Raw genomic sequence first — 16,124 nt, 5'->3', positions numbered from 1 at the left:
CCCGCACCATCAGTAAAAATATCAAATCAATGCATCCTGCAATGACTTTTCCACATTCTTTTTGACTAAAAAGGAAAACTTAATTCGTTAGCCAGCTGTTGACCGTAATAATATCTTCTTGAGTCAAAATACCTACTAATGCCTTTAAACGTAAACCATTTAAAAGATAATCATATTTTGCCTGTGACAAATCTCTCTTAGCCGAATAATAGTCACGCTCAGCATCAAGTACATTCATCGTTGTTTCTATACCAGATTCGTATGCGGCTTGACGCAAATCGAGTGTTGCGGCCTGAGAAACAACCGCTTTTTCTAACGCTTTTACTCGTGTTACTGAATTTACAACTCCCCAAAAAGCCTTTCTTGAATCACTTCGCGATACACGAAGTAATCTTGTTAATTCAGACTTAGAACTTGAGCTTTTTGCAACCGCTTCACGTTTTTTTGAGCTGACCGAACCACCCGCATAAATAGGTACATTCAAACGCAACATACCCTCTTGTGTTTGAACATCACTACCACCACCAAACAGAGTCCCTTGAGTCTCCTGTTTAGTCACTCTATAAATTAAATCGACCGTAGGGTAATGCCCAGCATTCTGCCGATCAATTTCCATTCTAGAGACTTCAACTGAATGACGCTGAACGACCACCGCAGGATTTTTATTCATTGCCGAATCAATCCAAAATTGATCATTACCCGGTGTTGGTGACTCTAATTTAATTTCATCAACCAAACGAGCTAATTCTTTAGGCTCTTTACCAGTCACTTCATAAAGCACATCATAAGCATTCTTTAGGTCTAGTTCGGCTTCTGCATAATCAGCTTCAACTGTTGCCAAACGTGCTTCGGCATCATAGCGATCAACAGCACGTCCCAATGAACTTTCTTCACGACCAATGGCTAAGTCTAACTGCTTGGCTGCTGTTGTTTTTTCAGCCTCTAAAAAAGTCAAAGTATCCTCAGCCATCAACGCATTAAAATAAGCTTCTGAAACACGCAACATCAAATCTTGCTGCGCCTGAATCAATTCAGCATCAGCTTGTTTAAGCTCTTCTTTCGCCTGTCCAATTCTTAAATAATTTGCATATCGAAAAACTGGCTGAGTCAACGTTAAGGTTAAAGTATTGGATGGAAATGAAGTACTTCCTTTTTGAAACACGGTATTATCACTACTCACAATGTCTTGAGTTGTCGTCACAGTATCATAATCAAGAGAAACGGTTGGAAGGTAACCTGCCCATGCTTGAGGAACAACTTCAGAAGTAGCTTGATGATCAAAGGTTGCTTTTTTTAATTCCGGATCAGCGTCTAAAGCAACTTGATATAAATCCAACAAGCCATCCGCACGACTCACAGAGGTCATTAAGGTAAAAATCAAAATTCCTACACCAAACAACCCCTTTCTATCACTAAGCGCACCCATCAACACTCCCCTTGCTTTTTATTTTTTGGTCATTAAATAACTATATTAGAAAATACTAATGCTATAAAAATCAAATACATAGTTATAAAAATACACTAAAAATATTACATTTACTACAGAGAAAGTATGACTATTTCAGATTTTTAAAAAATTAAAATAAAGATAAGCCGTTGATGAAAGGCGCGATAAGATACGTAATGCATTAACAAGAATATTAACTATATGGTATGCTTTTAGACATAAAAAAACCCCGTATTAGGTACTCCCAATACGAGGTTTTAAGAATATGGCGATGGACTAGGGATTTGAACCCCAGGTGGGCTACAAACCCACAACAGTTTTCAAGACTGCCGCCTTAAACCACTCAGCCAGTCCACCTTGTTTTGATGTGGCGTATTATAGAGGTCTTAATGATTATTGCAAGGCGTTTTAATAAGTTTTTTTGTATTTTTTTTGTAAAATAATAAAAAACCAGGCCTGGTAATAAACATGAAATCAAAGAACATTAAAAACAATCACTTAAGTTTTAATGAGCAATGCTATGCTCTATTAATGAAAATACCTAAGGGCAAAATAACAACCTATAAAGCACTTGCCAACGCTCTGAATACTAAAGCCTATCAAGCAGTAGGCAATGCGATGGCTAACAACCCTAATCCTATCAATGTACCATGTCATCGCGTTGTAAATTCCAATGGGGCTATTGGGAATTATGCGTTTGGAATAGAGAGAAAAATCGATTTATTAGAGTCTGAAGGCGTTAGCACTGAAAATGGGAAAATAGTGGCCTTTAAAAAGCTCTTATTCACTTTCAATTGACTTGAAAGCTTTGCAAATGTAAATAAGTGCATAAAAAAGGACATAACCTTTATAACCAGCCTAAAGAATTCTTTCACTAATTACTTGCTTTCATCACGAACTGAAGTCACTTTATTTCGACCATTTTGTTTACTTTTATATAACATAAGGTCAGATTCATTCAATAAATCCAAAGAATTAAAACCCTTAACAGGGACTTTAGAACTCACTCCTAAACTCAGTGTTATAGACTCTAAATTACCTTCCATTTCAATTGGGTCATTCATAACCTTATGACGAATTTTTTCAGCAATAACTTCGGCTTCAGCAATGGTTGTATCATAAAGCATAATCACAAATTCTTCTCCACCGTAGCGAAACAACAAGTCTTCTGAGCGAATCTGCTGCTTAATATTATTAGCAACCCTCACTAACACCTTATCTCCAACTATATGCCCAAAAGTATCATTAACATGTTTAAAGTGATCGATATCACACATAATTAAACTGATTGGTTGTTGCTTGTTTTGATAAACCCTCCAAGCTCTTTTCAAAGCTTCATCAAACGAACGTCTGTTTAACATTTTCGTTAAAAAATCTGTTCTGGAAGATTCATTTAATTTAAGATTAGTTTCCTCTAGTCTGGCGATTAAAAATTCATTTTTTAATGTTTGTATGATTTTATTTCTATGCGTGCCATGCAGACGTTTTGCCTGGCCATGAAGCATAACCAAAAAAACCATGAGCACGGAACTGACAACCATTGAGACAAAACTAAAATGCAATATGTGATAAACGAGATGGCTACCAATATAAGGCACTACAGAAAGATAAAAAGCAGGAATAAAATAGGCAGAATACAATGCAGCGCTGGCCGCCAAAGACATCACCATTAAACTTAGAGCTAAAGACTCAAATGGCAATGAATGAAAATCTAAAAAAGCAACCGAAGAGGCCCATAAAACACCACTCGTAAGCGATGTTCCGAATGCCATATATCGCATCCAAGACTTTTTTCTTTCTTCAGTAGAAGACTTCAACCAAACACGGATAAAGGTATACCTGATTAGCATATTCGCTAACAACACACCCAACCATAATCCAAGAAAAATTGTGTTAACCTTACTAAAAAAAATTACCGCCACTAATAAACCAAATACCGTATGAATAAAAACGGTACCATAAGCGTGTGAATACAACTCGTCGCTCAGTAACTGATCAACTTTTTTGTTTGAGTATGTAAATTGTGGCAATTCTGGTGCATTCATTTAATACTTACCTATAGTACTTACCTTTAACTTAACGATTCAAACACTAACGCTATCCGCTTTGATATTATTTGATTAATTAATCCTTTTATAGACCTTTGCACAAGTCGAGAATGCACGAAAATAGTAAAAGAATTCTTTAGATTTAGTCTAAAAATTCAAATAGTATAGAGTTATTAGGCTTTTTTTAGGATTAAGATACCGCATTATAGAACCTCAACACCACCTAAATATGGACGTAAAGCTTCTGGAACTGTAATCGTTCCATCTTCATTTTGGTAGTTTTCTAGTACCGCAACTAAAGTTCGTCCAACGGCTAAACCAGAACCATTCAAGGTATGCACTAATTGTGGCTTACCTTCTTTAGAGCGGTAACGAGCCTTTAGGCGGCGCGCCTGAAAATCTTCAAAATTTGAACATGAAGAAATTTCACGGTAAGCCGCTTGGCCTGGTAACCAGACTTCTAAATCATAAGTTCTAGCCGCAGAGAATCCAATGTCACCGGTACATAGGTTAACAACACGGTAAGCTAAGCCTAATTTTTGCAGGATTGCTTCTGCATGCCCTGTTAAGTCTTCTAACGCCTGATGAGATTGCTCTGGATGAACAATTTGTACCATCTCTACTTTTTCAAACTGGTGTTGACGAATTAACCCACGAACATCACGTCCGTAAGAACCGGCTTCTGAACGAAAACACGGTGTGTGAGCGACCATTCGTATGGGTAAGTCTGCTTCATTAAGTATTTCATCACGAACTAAGTTTGTGATAGGAACTTCTGCCGTTGGAATAAGATATAAGTCACGATCACTGGTGTCGTGCTCATCATTTTTGCTAATTTTGTATAAATCCGCTTCAAACTTAGGTAATTGCCCTGTGCCACGCAAACTATCTTGGTTAACTAGGTAAGGTACATAAACTTCTTCGTAACCGTTCTCTGAATGTGTATCTAACATTAACTGAATTAAAGCGCGCTGCATTTTAGCCATAGGGCCTTTAAGCACAGAAAAACGACCTGAAGTAACTTTTACGGCGGCATCGTTGTCGTACCAACCACGCTGTTCTGAGAGTTCCACATGGTCTTTAACTTCAAAATCAAACGTTTTTGGCTCACCCCATTTACGGATTTCTACATTATCATCTTCTGTTAAACCAACGGGAACCGATTCATGAGGTAAATTTGGAATACCTGCATAAATAGTTTCAATTTCAGCTTGCACGGCTTCAGAAGCTTTTTCGGCTTCTTCTAACTGAGTTTTTAAGCTTTCTACTTCTGCCAATAGAGGGGCAATATCTTCGCCCTGTGCTTTAGCTTTACCAATGCCCTTAGAACGGCTATTACGTTCTGCCTGTAATTCCTGGGCTCTAGTTTGCAACGCTTTACGTTGTTCTTCTAAGGCTTGAATTTTTGCGGTATCTAATTCAAATCCACGTGTTTTTAATTTTTGGGCAACCGTTTCTAAATCTGATCTCAGTAGCTTTGCATCTAACATTGTGTTTCTCTATTTTTGTAATTCAGTCTATTCAGTAATAAGCGATATTTTGGCTATAAATAACCAATAAATTTTGCGTGATATTCTATCATCTACCAGGCCTGGTAAGTTTAATTTTGCATTGTGCACAGCAAAGTTCTCAACTTAAGTATCAGAGTGCACTAATTGAATATCTACAATTAATTCATTCGCGAGTTCTTCTAGCACTTCTTGGATGTCATTCTCTTTAACGCCTGAGGGTATATGGATTTTTATATCGGCCTTAAATAGAGTTTCCCCAGTCATCGCTGCTTCAATAATTTCGGTATGCAACTTATCTACACTGGCATTCATTAGGCTTAATGCCGAAGAAATACGGTGAATAATTCCGAGCTGATCTTGTCCAACTAAGGCAATTTCAAGTTCTGTTTGTTCTTCTATAGGATTACTACCACTCTCTTCAAAAATAGCACTTAAACCTAACGATTGATCATTTTGTAAAGCGGCTTGAAAAGCCTTTAACTGATCAGCTGGCAAGTCTACCCTAAGTATCCCTGCAAATTTACCTGCTAAATTGGCCATTTGACTTTCTACCCAGTCACCTTGGTGAGCCACAATCAAGTGTGAAAGTGATTTAACCAGGCCTGGTGAGTCATTACCCAGCACACTAATAACAATGGATTTTTTCATGACAAATCTCCTTGTAACTCATCTTCCGCATAATCGGTTAATGGCGGACAAGAACAAACTAAATTACGATCACCATACACGTTATCAACTCTTCCAACCGGGCACCAGTATTTAGTTTCACGCAAGCTCTCTAGCGGATAAGCAGCTAAGGCTCTGGAATAGAGATGAGTCCAATTATCAGCCATTAACATATCGGCTGTATGGGGCGCATTTTTAAGCGGATTGTCATTTTCATCCAATACGCCATTAACCACATCGTTTATCTCATGCTTAATGGCAATCATGGCGTCACAAAAACGATCAAGTTCCAGTTTAGATTCCGATTCAGTGGGCTCTATCATTAAAGTACCCGCCACAGGAAAAGACATGGTTGGCGCATGAAAACCATAATCTATGAGACGCTTAGCAATATCATCTACCGAAATGCCAGATTCTTCTTTAATGGGGCGTAAATCAATAATGCATTCATGCGCCACTAAACCATTTTTATCGCTATACAAAACAGGAAAATGAGAAACTAATCGTTTAGCAATGTAATTCGCATTTAAAATAGCAACTGAGGTGGCGTCTACCAAACCATCACGCCCCATCATTGCGATGTAACTCCAACTAATAGGCAATACGCCAGCACTACCCCATGGAGCACCTGATACCGCCCCAACCTGCTTAGCTTCATTCTCTGAATTTACTTCATTCTCTGAATCAACCACGGAACACCCTGGTAAAAAGGGGGCTAGATGCTTTCTCACACCAATTGGGCCAACGCCTGGGCCGCCACCGCCATGCGGAATGGCAAACGTTTTATGTAAATTTAAATGGGAAACATCTCCCCCAAAATGTCCCGGTGCGGCAACCCCCACCATGGCATTCATATTGGCACCATCAATATAAACCTGACCGCCATGTTGATGAACCAAATCACAGACCTCTTTTACATTTTGTTCAAAAACACCATGCGTTGATGGGTAAGTAATCATCATGGCCGACACTTGTTGTGAGTGTTTTTCTAGCTTGGCTCGTAAATCATCCAAATCAATTTCACCGTCTACAGTGGTCTTAATTACCATCACTTTCATTCCGGCCATTTGTGCAGAAGCCGGATTAGTGCCATGAGCAGACGCAGGAATTAAACAGATATCACGATGCGACTCTCCCCGACTCTGATGGTATGCACGAATGGCTAATAGGCCAGCATACTCGCCTTGCGCCCCTGAATTTGGCTGCAGAGAAACGGCATCATAACAGGTCGTTTCACAAAGCATTTTTTCGAGTTCACTTACCATTTGCTGATAACCCTGAGCTTGTTCAAGCGGTACAAAGGGGTGCAAATTTGCAAATTCTGGCCAAGAAATGGGCATAAGTTCTGCCGCAGCGTTTAGCTTCATTGTGCAAGAGCCAAGCGGAATCATGGCTCTATCTAAAGCTAAATCTTTATCGGCAAGATGGCGCATATAACGCATCATCTCAGTTTCTGAACGATGCTCATTAAAGACAGGATGGGTTAAAAACTCTGAGTTTCTTTGTAATTTTTCTGGGATGACAATCGATTGATTTTCAATCAGTTTTTGAGAATTAAGGCTTTGCGATTCATCACCAGAAAACACTTTCCAAAGCGCTTCAATATCGTTAAGTGTTGTCGTTTCATCAAATGACAAACCAATGGTATTGGCATCTATCGCTCTCAGGTTATAACCTTGTTGAACCGCTTTTTTTGCAACATTAGAAGCGTTGCCGTGCACAGAAATATTTACCGTATCAAAATACACCAAATTATTAACTTTAAAGCCTAACTGAGTTACTCCAATAGCAAACGTTTGGGTATAGCGATGAATTCGATAGGCAATTTTAGTCAAGCCTTCTGCACCATGATATACCGCATACATACTTGCCATTACCGCTAATAAAGCTTGTGCAGTACAAATATTACTGGTCGCCTTTTCGCGGCGTATGTGCTGCTCTCGAGTCTGCAAAGCTAAGCGATAAGCTTTTTGACCACGACTATCTAAAGACACCCCAATTAATCGCCCTGGCATAGAACGTTTAAAACTATCACGGGTAGCCATATAAGCTGCGTGAGGCCCACCGTAACCTAAAGGCACGCCAAAACGTTGAGTATTACCAACCACTACGTCCGCCCCCATCTCGCCAGGTGGCTTTAATAAAGTTAAGGCTAATAAATCGGCCGATACGGCAACCAAAGCTTTTTTAGCATGAAGGTTTTCAATCAAGGAGGTTAAATCATTTACTTCGCCGTAAGTTCCAGGATATTGCAGCAACACCCCAAACAAATCATAGTCTTCAAATCCTTTTGACGGATTACCCACCACAACCTCAATACCAAGCGGTTCTGCTCGTGTTTTAACCACCGCTATGTTTTGTGGATGACAATCTTCAGCCACAAAAAACACCTTGCCTTTGGCTTTACTCATACGTTGGCATAACGTCATGGATTCGGCACAAGCCGTGGCTTCATCTAGCATTGAGGCATTAGCTAACTCCAGCCCGGTTAAATCAGAAACCATAGTTTGAAAATTCAGCATGGCTTCCAGTCGACCTTGAGAAATTTCGGCTTGATAAGGAGTATAAGCGGTATACCAGGCAGGATTTTCAAGAATATTGCGTTGAATCGTTGGCGGCGTTAAGGTGTTGTAATACCCCATACCAATAAAAGATTTGAGAACTTGGTTTTTTTGAGCGATGCTTTTAAGCTTGTTTAAAGACTGATGTTCGGTTAACCCTTCTGCAATATCCATTGCCTGTTGACGACGAATAGAAGCCGGAACCACTTGATCAATAAGCTCCGCTATTGAGTTCATACCAAGCGTCTTTAACATCGCAATTTGCTCGGCATTATCTGGCCCAAGATGACGATTTACAAAGGCTTCACTTTGCTCTAGTTCGTTTAACGAAGCTTTAGCAAGCTGTGATACAGTGGTTTGAGCCATATTACTCTCCGGTTTACCATTCAAGGGGTCTAATTCAATGGGTCTAATTAGGTCGACGGTTTAATTTAAACCCCTTTACTTTAACCTTAACGTTAACCTTAACCTGAATAGACTAAGCTAGTCGACTAAATAAACAATAGCCATTACTCTTCGGTTAATTGGTTGTATGCGTCTTCATTCATTAAATCGTCTAAATCCTTTGAATCCGATAATTCCACTTTTATAATCCAGTTAGCCATTGCATCTTCATTGATTAACTCGGGCTCATCGTCTAAAGACTCATTGACTTCAATCACCGTTCCATCAACGGGTGCAAATAAATCACTTGCCGCCTTAACCGATTCAATCACTGAAATCTCTTCACCCTTACTAATTTCTGTACCTAATTCTGGCATTTCTACAAATACCAAATCACCTAGCTGTTCTTGAGCAAAATCCGTAATACCAATTAAAACTGTGCCATCGCCATTATCTTGAACCCATTCATGCTCTGCGCTGTATTTAATATTGCTCATAATTTACTCCTACTCTGTTTTTTTACAATTAAGATATTCATAGAGGCCAGGCCTGGTTAATCATTTAGCCTCGATAATAATTCTGTTTAACAAACGGTAATTTGACTACTTCTAACTCAACTTTTTTATTTCTGACGAGTGCATTTAGTTTAGTACCCACTTGTGCATATTTAACAGGCACATACCCCATCGCAATGGGACTATTTAAACTCACTCCAAAACCACCACTAGTTACAACACCAATCACCTTATCTTGCTCATCAATAATTTCTGCGCCATCTCTTACGGGCATTTTACCTAAAGGCTTTAAGCCCACCCGTTTACGCTCAACCCCGTTAGCCAATTGTTGCATAATCACCTCAGCACCTAAATAACCACCAGGCCTGGTACCTTCTTCTCGTCTGGTCTTAGATAATGCCCAAATTAAGCTGGCTTCTACTGGCGTAGTTTGATTATCTAATTCGTGTCCATAGAGACATAATCCGGCTTCTAAACGTAAAGAATCTCGTGCACCTAGGCCAATCATTTCCACATTTTCATCACCTAATAAAAGTCGCGCTAAAGCCTTAGCATGTTGATTGGGGACAGAGATTTCAAACCCGTCTTCACCAGTGTAACCTGAACGTGTAACAAAACAAGATACGCCATTTAACGTCAACGTTTTTGCCGTCATAAATACCATTTGACTAGATTCAGAATCTAACCTGGCCATGACTTCTGCGGCTTTAGGGCCTTGCAATGCCAATAACGCATAGTCATGCAATACTTCTATTTCACACGGCTCTGCCAAATAATTTGTTAGGTGTTTAATATCTTGTTGTTTGCAAGCGGCATTAACCACTAAAAACAGATGGTCTCCAGCATTCGTCACCATCAAATCATCCATTACGCCACCTTGCTCATTTGTAAACAAAGCATAACGCTGCTGACCTTTTGGTAAATCGATAATATCAACAGGCACTAATTGCTCTAAAGCCAATGCGGCATTATCACCTTTGATAATGACCTGTCCCATATGAGAAACATCAAATAGCCCAGCTTTTTCTCTAGTATGCAGGTGTTCTTTTTTTATGCCTAGCGGATATTGAACAGGCATGTCATAACCTGCAAAAGGGACAAGTTTTGCACCCAATTCTTGGTGCAGTGCGTGAAGAGGTGTAACTTGTAGAGTGGTATCGCTGCTTACCATAAACTTAGATTCCTTAGATATATTCGCAAACAACACATTTTTAAAGAGACCTTTTCACGAGATAGGTGCGAAAAAAAAATGAGGTAAAATTTGCCTGATTGCGGCGGAAAACGCAGGGAATAGCTACCTATTCGCAAGTTGTCGCCCAACGGAAGTGCCCTTGGGGTACAACAAAAATCAGGCAAATTTTAACCATTTTTACTCGTGCATACTCTCGTGCAAAGGTCTCTTAAAATAACTTTACGCAACTAAAACGCGAAAGTTCTATAAAAAATGTGAAATTTAAACGCAAATCGAACTTTTGATTCTACTGTTTTTTTAGGAAGGATGAAACGAGAATCGACCAATAATTATGTCTTTATTTTTATGGTCGATAAAGTGACATTTATGGCGTATTCATATTTTGTAATTGATTGTTTATTTGGTTGTTTATTTGATGACTTATTAACTGCTTATTGAGGCCTGCGCAAGAGTGTGCAACAAAAGAAAGGTTAGAACTGACGTCCAGCCAACATACCTAGCCAGACGGCGACTAAACAAGTAATCATGCTCACGGCAATATTCATTAACGCTTTATTCAATTCGCCAATTTCTATGTACTGCATGGTTTCAAAAGAGAAGGTAGAAAACGTGGTAAAGGCGCCTAGGAAACCAACCATAATGAAGGCTCGCCATTCTGTAGAAACGCCCAATTTATCAATTAACAAGACAGCGGCTAATCCCATAATAAAAGAACCCAACATATTAACTGACAAGGTTCCCCAGGCAAATTCACGCCCAAACCACTGGTAAACTTGGTGAGACATTGCAAATCTTGCCATGGCTCCCAAAGCACCGCCCATCGCAACGGCAAACCAACCTAGCCCAGTCATCATTTTTTTATCCTTTCTGTTTTTTTGAGACCTTTGCACGAGCGGGGCGCGAAAGAAAAATGTGATAAAAATTGTCTGATTTAGGCGAAAAATGTAGCTAATAGCAAGCTATTGGCAAGTTGTCGCCCAACGGAAGTGCCCTTGGGGTACAACAACAATCAGGCGGTTTTTAACCATTTTTATTCGTGCAACCGTCTCGTGCTAAGGTCTCTTATTATTTACGTCTTTTATAAATAGCATTTTCGTTCAATTGACGAAGATGCGCCATCTTTGCCGAAATTTTAATCTCTAAACCACGTTCAACGGGTTCATAGTAAGAAGTTTCTAACATATCATCCGGAAAGTAGCATTCACCCGCGGCAAAAGCTTCTGGCTCATCATGCGCATAACGGTAACCTTGACCGTAATCTAACTCTGCCATTAATTTAGTAGGCGCATTACGTAAATGCAAAGGGACTTCATGTGAACCATGTTCTTTAATATCTGCTAAAACCGCTTTATACGCCATATAAACCGCATTAGATTTAGGCGCTACAGCCAGATAAGTTGCGGCATGTGCTAAAGCTAAATCCCCTTCTGGGGAACCTAAACGCTCGTAGGCTTCTGCAGCATTAACCGCTACCTGAATAGCTTTAGGGTCAGCATTGGCAATTTCTTCACTCGCCATACGAATTAATCGGCGAGCCAAATAACGAGGATCGGCCCCTCCATCCAACATTCTTACTAACCAGTATAATGCGGCATTTGCATCTGAACCCCGAATAGATTTATGCAAAGCAGAGATTTGATCATAAAAGGCTTCACCACCATTATCAAAGCGTCTTACGCCACCTTGAATAACCTCTTTGCAATTATCTGTCGTTAATTTAACCAGGCCTGGTAGGTTTTGTTTTGCTTCATATTCGGCAAAATCCATCGCTTGTTCTAGACTATTTAAGAGTCGTCTTGCGTCACCATCAGCGGCTTCAATCATAAGTTCAGCAGCTTTCGCTTCTATTTCAATTTCAACATTAGCACCGTTTTCTACTAGACTATCATCACTATTTAAGTCGGCTTGCAGGAGCATCTTGCCACGTTCTAAAACAGTGGCTAACTCCTCCTCTTCTAGCGTTCTTAACACATAAACCTTTGCTCTTGAAAGCAAGGCATTGTTAAGTTCAAACGAAGGGTTTTCTGTGGTGGCACCTATAAACACAAAAGTTCCATCTTCCACAAAAGGCAAAAAAGCATCTTGCTGAGCTTTATTAAAACGGTGTACCTCATCCACAAATAATAGCGTACCTTGCTGAAACTGTTCGCGGTGTAATTTGGCTTGTTCAACTGCCGCGCGAACCTCTTTAACACCATCCAAAACAGCAGATAGACTAATAAACTGTAAGTCCGACTGTAAAGCAATCAACCTAGCCAAGGTGGTTTTACCCACGCCAGGTGGCCCCCAGAAAACCATGGAATGCAAACGCCCAGAATCTAACATTCGAGTTAAGGCACGCTTTTCTCCAAGTAGATGTTTTTGCCCTACATAATCATTTAATGCGGTCGGTCTTAATCGATCTGAAAGCGGTTGATAAACAGACATTACAAAGGTTCACCCACTAAATCTGCGCCTTCTGGGAGCTTAAATTGAAAGGTTTTATAGGGAATCACTTGATTGGATTGAATGTTCGAAAACCTTACTTTTGTAATATTATCGGCACTTTGGTACATCCATACTTGAGTCATCTCTCCATCTTTCATTCCAACTTCAATACTTTGAAAATACGTAGGTTGCTTAGGCGTTAAATTAAACCACTTGGTACCACTTTTATCACCTGATTCAATAATCATAAACTTGGATTGAATTGGCTCTTTATAGAGTAACCAACTTAATGGAAGCTCAGCTTTAACATCATCAATTGGACGCACGGTAACTTGATCTAAATCTTCGTCATAGACCCAGAGATTTTTACCATCAACCACTATTTTTTGTTCATTAGGTTTGGCGTATTCCCAAACTAATTGCCCAGGACGATTTAGCTCAAAATGGCCAATTGATGTGTTGGTTGAAAAGACCTCTTCGTCTGGCTGAGTTTGCACAAAATCGGCTTTGAAGGTTTGCAACTGGTTAACGTAATTTTGCAAATCCGCACCCAGGTTGTCTTTTTTAGCAAACACTTGCGAGCTAAATAGCAAGCTGCTGGAAATAATCAATACGCTAATTGAAGCTTTAAATAGTGCTTTCATGAATGGCTCTCTAAATATTAATTTTCTTGTGGTTTTGGGGCTAATACTTCTCGGTTTCCATTAGAACCGGCTGTAGATACGACTCCGGCAGATTCCATGGATTCAACAATACGAGCCGCTCGGTTATAACCTATTTTAAAACGTCGTTGAACCGATGAAATTGAGACTCTTCGCCCATTAACAACAAACTCTACCGCTTGGTCGTATAACGCATCTTGCTCACCGTCACTGTCAGCATTACCGCCATTTTCTGCAGCACTATTAGCTTGGGTAATGGCTTCTAAATATTGAGGTTTTCCTTGGCTTTTAATAAAAGATGCCACTCGGTGAACTTCTTCATCCTTCATAAAAGCACCATGAACTCGGCGAGGTGTACCTGAGCCAGGAGGCATAAATAACATATCTCCCATTCCTAGAAGCTGTTCAGCGCCCCCTTGATCAAGAATCGTACGTGAATCGATTTTAGTATTGACCATAAATGAAATACGGGTGGGAATATTGGCCTTAATCAAACCGGTAATAACATTAACCGATGGACGTTGTGTCGCTAAAATAAGGTGTATACCGGCTGCACGGGCTTTTTGGGCAATACGCGCAATAAGCTGTTCAACCTCTTTACCGACAACCATAATCATGTCGGCGAATTCATCGACCACAACAACAATATAAGGTAAGGGTTCTAAAGTTGGCGGTTCTTCGCCTAGTTCGTGACCAAAATTTGCCGCCTGCTGGTAAAGTGGGTCAATAATAGGCTTGCCACTATCTATGCCCTCTTTAACTTTTAAGTTAAATCCTGCAATGTTTCTCACGCCTAATTTAGCCATTAATTGGTAACGGCGATCCATTTCAAATACACACCAACGCAATGCATTGGCAGCATCACTCATATCGGTTACCACTGGCGTTAATAAATGTGGAATATCTTCATATACCGATAATTCCAACATCTTTGGGTCAACCATAATCAGACGAACTTCTTCTGCTGTACTTTTATACAACAAGCTCAAAATCATACTGTTAACCCCAACCGATTTACCAGAACCCGTTGTACCGGCAACTAATAAGTGAGGCATTTTGCCAATATCTGCCACCACAGGCTTACCGGCAATATCTCGACCTAAAGCGACCGTAAGAGGTGAAGACGCTGTCTGAAACTCATCAGAAGCTAACACCTCTCTAAAACCAACAATTTCACGCTGTTCGTTTGGTATTTCAATACCGACTACGGATTTACCAGGAATGACATCAACCACTCGCACCGATTTAACCGAAAGCACGCGAGCCAAATCTTTTGCTAAATTATTAATTTGACTGACTTTTACCCCAGGAGCCGGCAAAATTTCAAAACGAGTAACCACAGGACCGGGTTGCACAGATTCAACCTGTACCGTTACTCCAAACTCAAGCAGTCTTTGCTCAAGCAATCCTGATAAGGCGGTTAACTCATCTTTACTAAACCCTTCATCATAACTAGGTGCGGTGTCTAATAAATCTAACCTTGGTAATTGAGCTTTTTCAACAATAGGTGTACTGACTTTTGGGACTTCTTTTGTTCCGACGGTCAAACCTTTAGTTTCTTTTGTTTGAGTTAGAGGTTCTGCCGTTGAGAGTATCTCATGAGAAGTTGCTGTATATTCTTTAGAGTCAACGGGTTCCATTTTATTAAGGTCAATCGTTGGTTCACCGCTAATAGATTGAGTAGAATTTTTAGATTGAATGTCTTCTGTATTTTTATCAGTGGTTTGATCTGTAGTTTGATTTTTTGACTCTTTAGCTGGCAGAATTTTAGCTAACCACTGTTTTCTCGCTTCAGTGGCATCGTCGCCAGTTACCGGTATTTTAGCGACACTCTGTTTAACCTGAGATTGAATCTTGCTAACCTTATCCTTAACTTTTTCCGATTCCATGACTTTGTCTTGAAATAAACTTTTTACTTTTTCAGTCAATTTAATCGCAGACTCACCCGTAAATTCAATAATGGTTAACCATGAACAACTACTAAACATACTGAAAGCCAGCGCAAACAAAATCAACAAGACTAAAGTCGCCCCTAATAAATCAATAGAATGAACCAAGCCACTGCTTAATTCATAGCCTAAAACCCCTCCTGCAGAATAGGGCAATTGAATTAAGGCATTAGGTTGCATATATAAATTCGCTAGACCTGCTCCGGCTGAAATAAGCAAAAGGAGCCCAATTAAACTTAAAATAAACCTCAGATAATCTAATTCATTACCCGTTCGAATTTTAAGTGTGACCCAGCCAGCCAGCAAAATACCAAATGGGATTAAAAAGCCAAATACACCAAAAACATAAAGCAACATGGATGATAACCATGCACCAGTTTTTCCACCATAATTTTGAATATCTTGAACTTCACCCGCAGAGTCAAAACCGGAATCGGCAGGTGAATAACTAAATAGAACAATAAATAGAAAAAATGCTAAGCCAATACAACTTAACACCACGCCATCTTTCAATATCCAACCAAACCGTTTCATGGTGGTCACTTTTTCATTTGCTGGCGTAGCTAACTTATTTTCAGGTTTTGCTGATTTAAAAGACATGTAAAGAGACTTTTATCCTATTTCAAATATTTAAGAAGTTGAACTTGTTCAGTATTTTGGATAAACGCAATTTAGTCTCGTTTATCTTCTAAAAACTGCTAAAATTTTAGCATACATAAAGATGATAATCTGACTATAACCTTGATAGAGTATAAAGATAAG

General features: G+C 39.6%; 12 protein-coding genes and 1 tRNA gene. 1 reads left to right on the top strand and 12 read right to left on the bottom strand.

What is annotated here, in order from left to right; translation table 11 throughout:
• Positions 1-79 precede the first annotated feature (79 nt).
• Entirely contained in the window at positions 80-1,426 is a 1,347-nt protein-coding gene (locus BS34_RS0103830) for a TolC family outer membrane protein (RefSeq protein ID WP_051640666.1), read from the bottom strand.
• Positions 1,427-1,713: 287 nt separating this feature from the next.
• Positions 1,714-1,804 (bottom strand) — tRNA-Ser (locus BS34_RS0103825).
• Between the two features lie 111 nt (positions 1,805-1,915).
• Here BS34_RS0103825 and BS34_RS0103820 point away from each other — a divergent pair.
• Complete coding sequence (locus BS34_RS0103820) at positions 1,916-2,245, top strand: MGMT family protein (protein WP_029407230.1); 330 nt, start codon at positions 1,916-1,918, stop codon at positions 2,243-2,245.
• Positions 2,246-2,325: 80 nt separating this feature from the next.
• Here BS34_RS0103820 and BS34_RS12525 read toward each other — a convergent pair whose 3' ends face one another.
• The 10 genes from BS34_RS12525 to BS34_RS13185 all read right to left on the bottom strand — a co-directional run bounded on the left by BS34_RS12525 (position 2,326) and on the right by BS34_RS13185 (position 15,962).
• Positions 2,326-3,492, bottom strand: a complete 1,167-nt coding sequence (locus BS34_RS12525; RefSeq protein WP_051640665.1) for a GGDEF domain-containing protein — start codon at positions 3,490-3,492, stop codon at positions 2,326-2,328.
• Between the two features lie 206 nt (positions 3,493-3,698).
• The gene (gene serS / locus BS34_RS0103810; protein ID WP_029407228.1) at positions 3,699-4,985 is read right to left on the bottom strand and encodes a serine--tRNA ligase; all 1,287 of its coding nucleotides are present in this window, start codon (positions 4,983-4,985) and stop codon (positions 3,699-3,701) included.
• 144 nt (positions 4,986-5,129) lie between these two features.
• Complete coding sequence (locus BS34_RS0103805; RefSeq protein ID WP_029407227.1) at positions 5,130-5,654, bottom strand: glycine cleavage system transcriptional repressor; 525 nt, start codon at positions 5,652-5,654, stop codon at positions 5,130-5,132.
• Positions 5,651-8,599 (bottom strand): aminomethyl-transferring glycine dehydrogenase, encoded by a 2,949-nt coding sequence (gcvP, locus tag BS34_RS0103800; RefSeq protein WP_029407226.1) that lies wholly within the window; start codon positions 8,597-8,599, stop codon positions 5,651-5,653. The genes BS34_RS0103805 and gcvP overlap by 4 nt, the downstream gene beginning before the upstream one ends.
• Positions 8,600-8,742: 143 nt before the next feature.
• Positions 8,743-9,114, bottom strand: a complete 372-nt coding sequence (gene gcvH, locus BS34_RS0103795; protein ID WP_029407225.1) for a glycine cleavage system protein GcvH — start codon at positions 9,112-9,114, stop codon at positions 8,743-8,745.
• 64 nt (positions 9,115-9,178) lie between these two features.
• Positions 9,179-10,303 (bottom strand): glycine cleavage system aminomethyltransferase GcvT, encoded by a 1,125-nt coding sequence (gene gcvT, locus BS34_RS0103790; RefSeq protein ID WP_029407224.1) that lies wholly within the window; start codon positions 10,301-10,303, stop codon positions 9,179-9,181.
• Between the two features lie 491 nt (positions 10,304-10,794).
• Positions 10,795-11,175, bottom strand: a complete 381-nt coding sequence (gene crcB, locus BS34_RS0103780) for a fluoride efflux transporter CrcB (RefSeq protein ID WP_029407223.1) — start codon at positions 11,173-11,175, stop codon at positions 10,795-10,797.
• Positions 11,176-11,389: 214 nt separating this feature from the next.
• On the bottom strand, positions 11,390-12,751 hold the full coding sequence (locus tag BS34_RS0103775; protein ID WP_029407222.1) for a replication-associated recombination protein A: 1,362 nt from the start codon (positions 12,749-12,751) through the stop codon (positions 11,390-11,392).
• Positions 12,751-13,395, bottom strand: a complete 645-nt coding sequence (gene lolA, locus BS34_RS0103770; RefSeq protein WP_029407221.1) for an outer membrane lipoprotein periplasmic chaperone LolA — start codon at positions 13,393-13,395, stop codon at positions 12,751-12,753. The genes BS34_RS0103775 and lolA overlap by 1 nt, the downstream gene beginning before the upstream one ends.
• A gap of 17 nt (positions 13,396-13,412) precedes the next feature.
• The gene (locus BS34_RS13185; protein ID WP_029407220.1) at positions 13,413-15,962 is read right to left on the bottom strand and encodes a DNA translocase FtsK; all 2,550 of its coding nucleotides are present in this window, start codon (positions 15,960-15,962) and stop codon (positions 13,413-13,415) included.
• Positions 15,963-16,124: the final 162 nt, after the last annotated feature.

This window comes from Thiomicrorhabdus sp. Milos-T2 (assembly GCF_000702325.1).
Taxonomy (GTDB): domain Bacteria; phylum Pseudomonadota; class Gammaproteobacteria; order Thiomicrospirales; family Thiomicrospiraceae; genus Thiomicrorhabdus.
Note: the sequence above shows the minus strand (reverse complement) of the source record. Positions and strands in the feature narration are given on the sequence as shown.

Bases quoted from the DNA above. Each gene is read 5' to 3' on its own strand.
- gcvT (WP_029407224.1), bottom strand. From the start codon at position 10,303: ATGGTAAGCAGCGATACCACTCTACAAGTTACACCTCTTCACGCACTG.
- BS34_RS0103830 (WP_051640666.1), bottom strand. From the start codon at position 1,426: ATGGGTGCGCTTAGTGATAGAAAGGGGTTGTTTGGTGTAGGAATTTTG.
- crcB (WP_029407223.1), bottom strand. From the start codon at position 11,175: ATGACTGGGCTAGGTTGGTTTGCCGTTGCGATGGGCGGTGCTTTGGGA.
- BS34_RS12525 (WP_051640665.1), bottom strand. From the start codon at position 3,492: ATGAATGCACCAGAATTGCCACAATTTACATACTCAAACAAAAAAGTT.
- BS34_RS0103805 (WP_029407227.1), bottom strand. From the start codon at position 5,654: ATGAAAAAATCCATTGTTATTAGTGTGCTGGGTAATGACTCACCAGGC.
- gcvP (WP_029407226.1), bottom strand. From the start codon at position 8,599: ATGGCTCAAACCACTGTATCACAGCTTGCTAAAGCTTCGTTAAACGAA.
- BS34_RS0103775 (WP_029407222.1), bottom strand. From the start codon at position 12,751: ATGTCTGTTTATCAACCGCTTTCAGATCGATTAAGACCGACCGCATTA.
- BS34_RS0103820 (WP_029407230.1), top strand. From the start codon at position 1,916: ATGAAATCAAAGAACATTAAAAACAATCACTTAAGTTTTAATGAGCAA.
- gcvH (WP_029407225.1), bottom strand. From the start codon at position 9,114: ATGAGCAATATTAAATACAGCGCAGAGCATGAATGGGTTCAAGATAAT.
- lolA (WP_029407221.1), bottom strand. From the start codon at position 13,395: ATGAAAGCACTATTTAAAGCTTCAATTAGCGTATTGATTATTTCCAGC.
- serS (WP_029407228.1), bottom strand. From the start codon at position 4,985: ATGTTAGATGCAAAGCTACTGAGATCAGATTTAGAAACGGTTGCCCAA.
- BS34_RS13185 (WP_029407220.1), bottom strand. From the start codon at position 15,962: ATGTCTTTTAAATCAGCAAAACCTGAAAATAAGTTAGCTACGCCAGCA.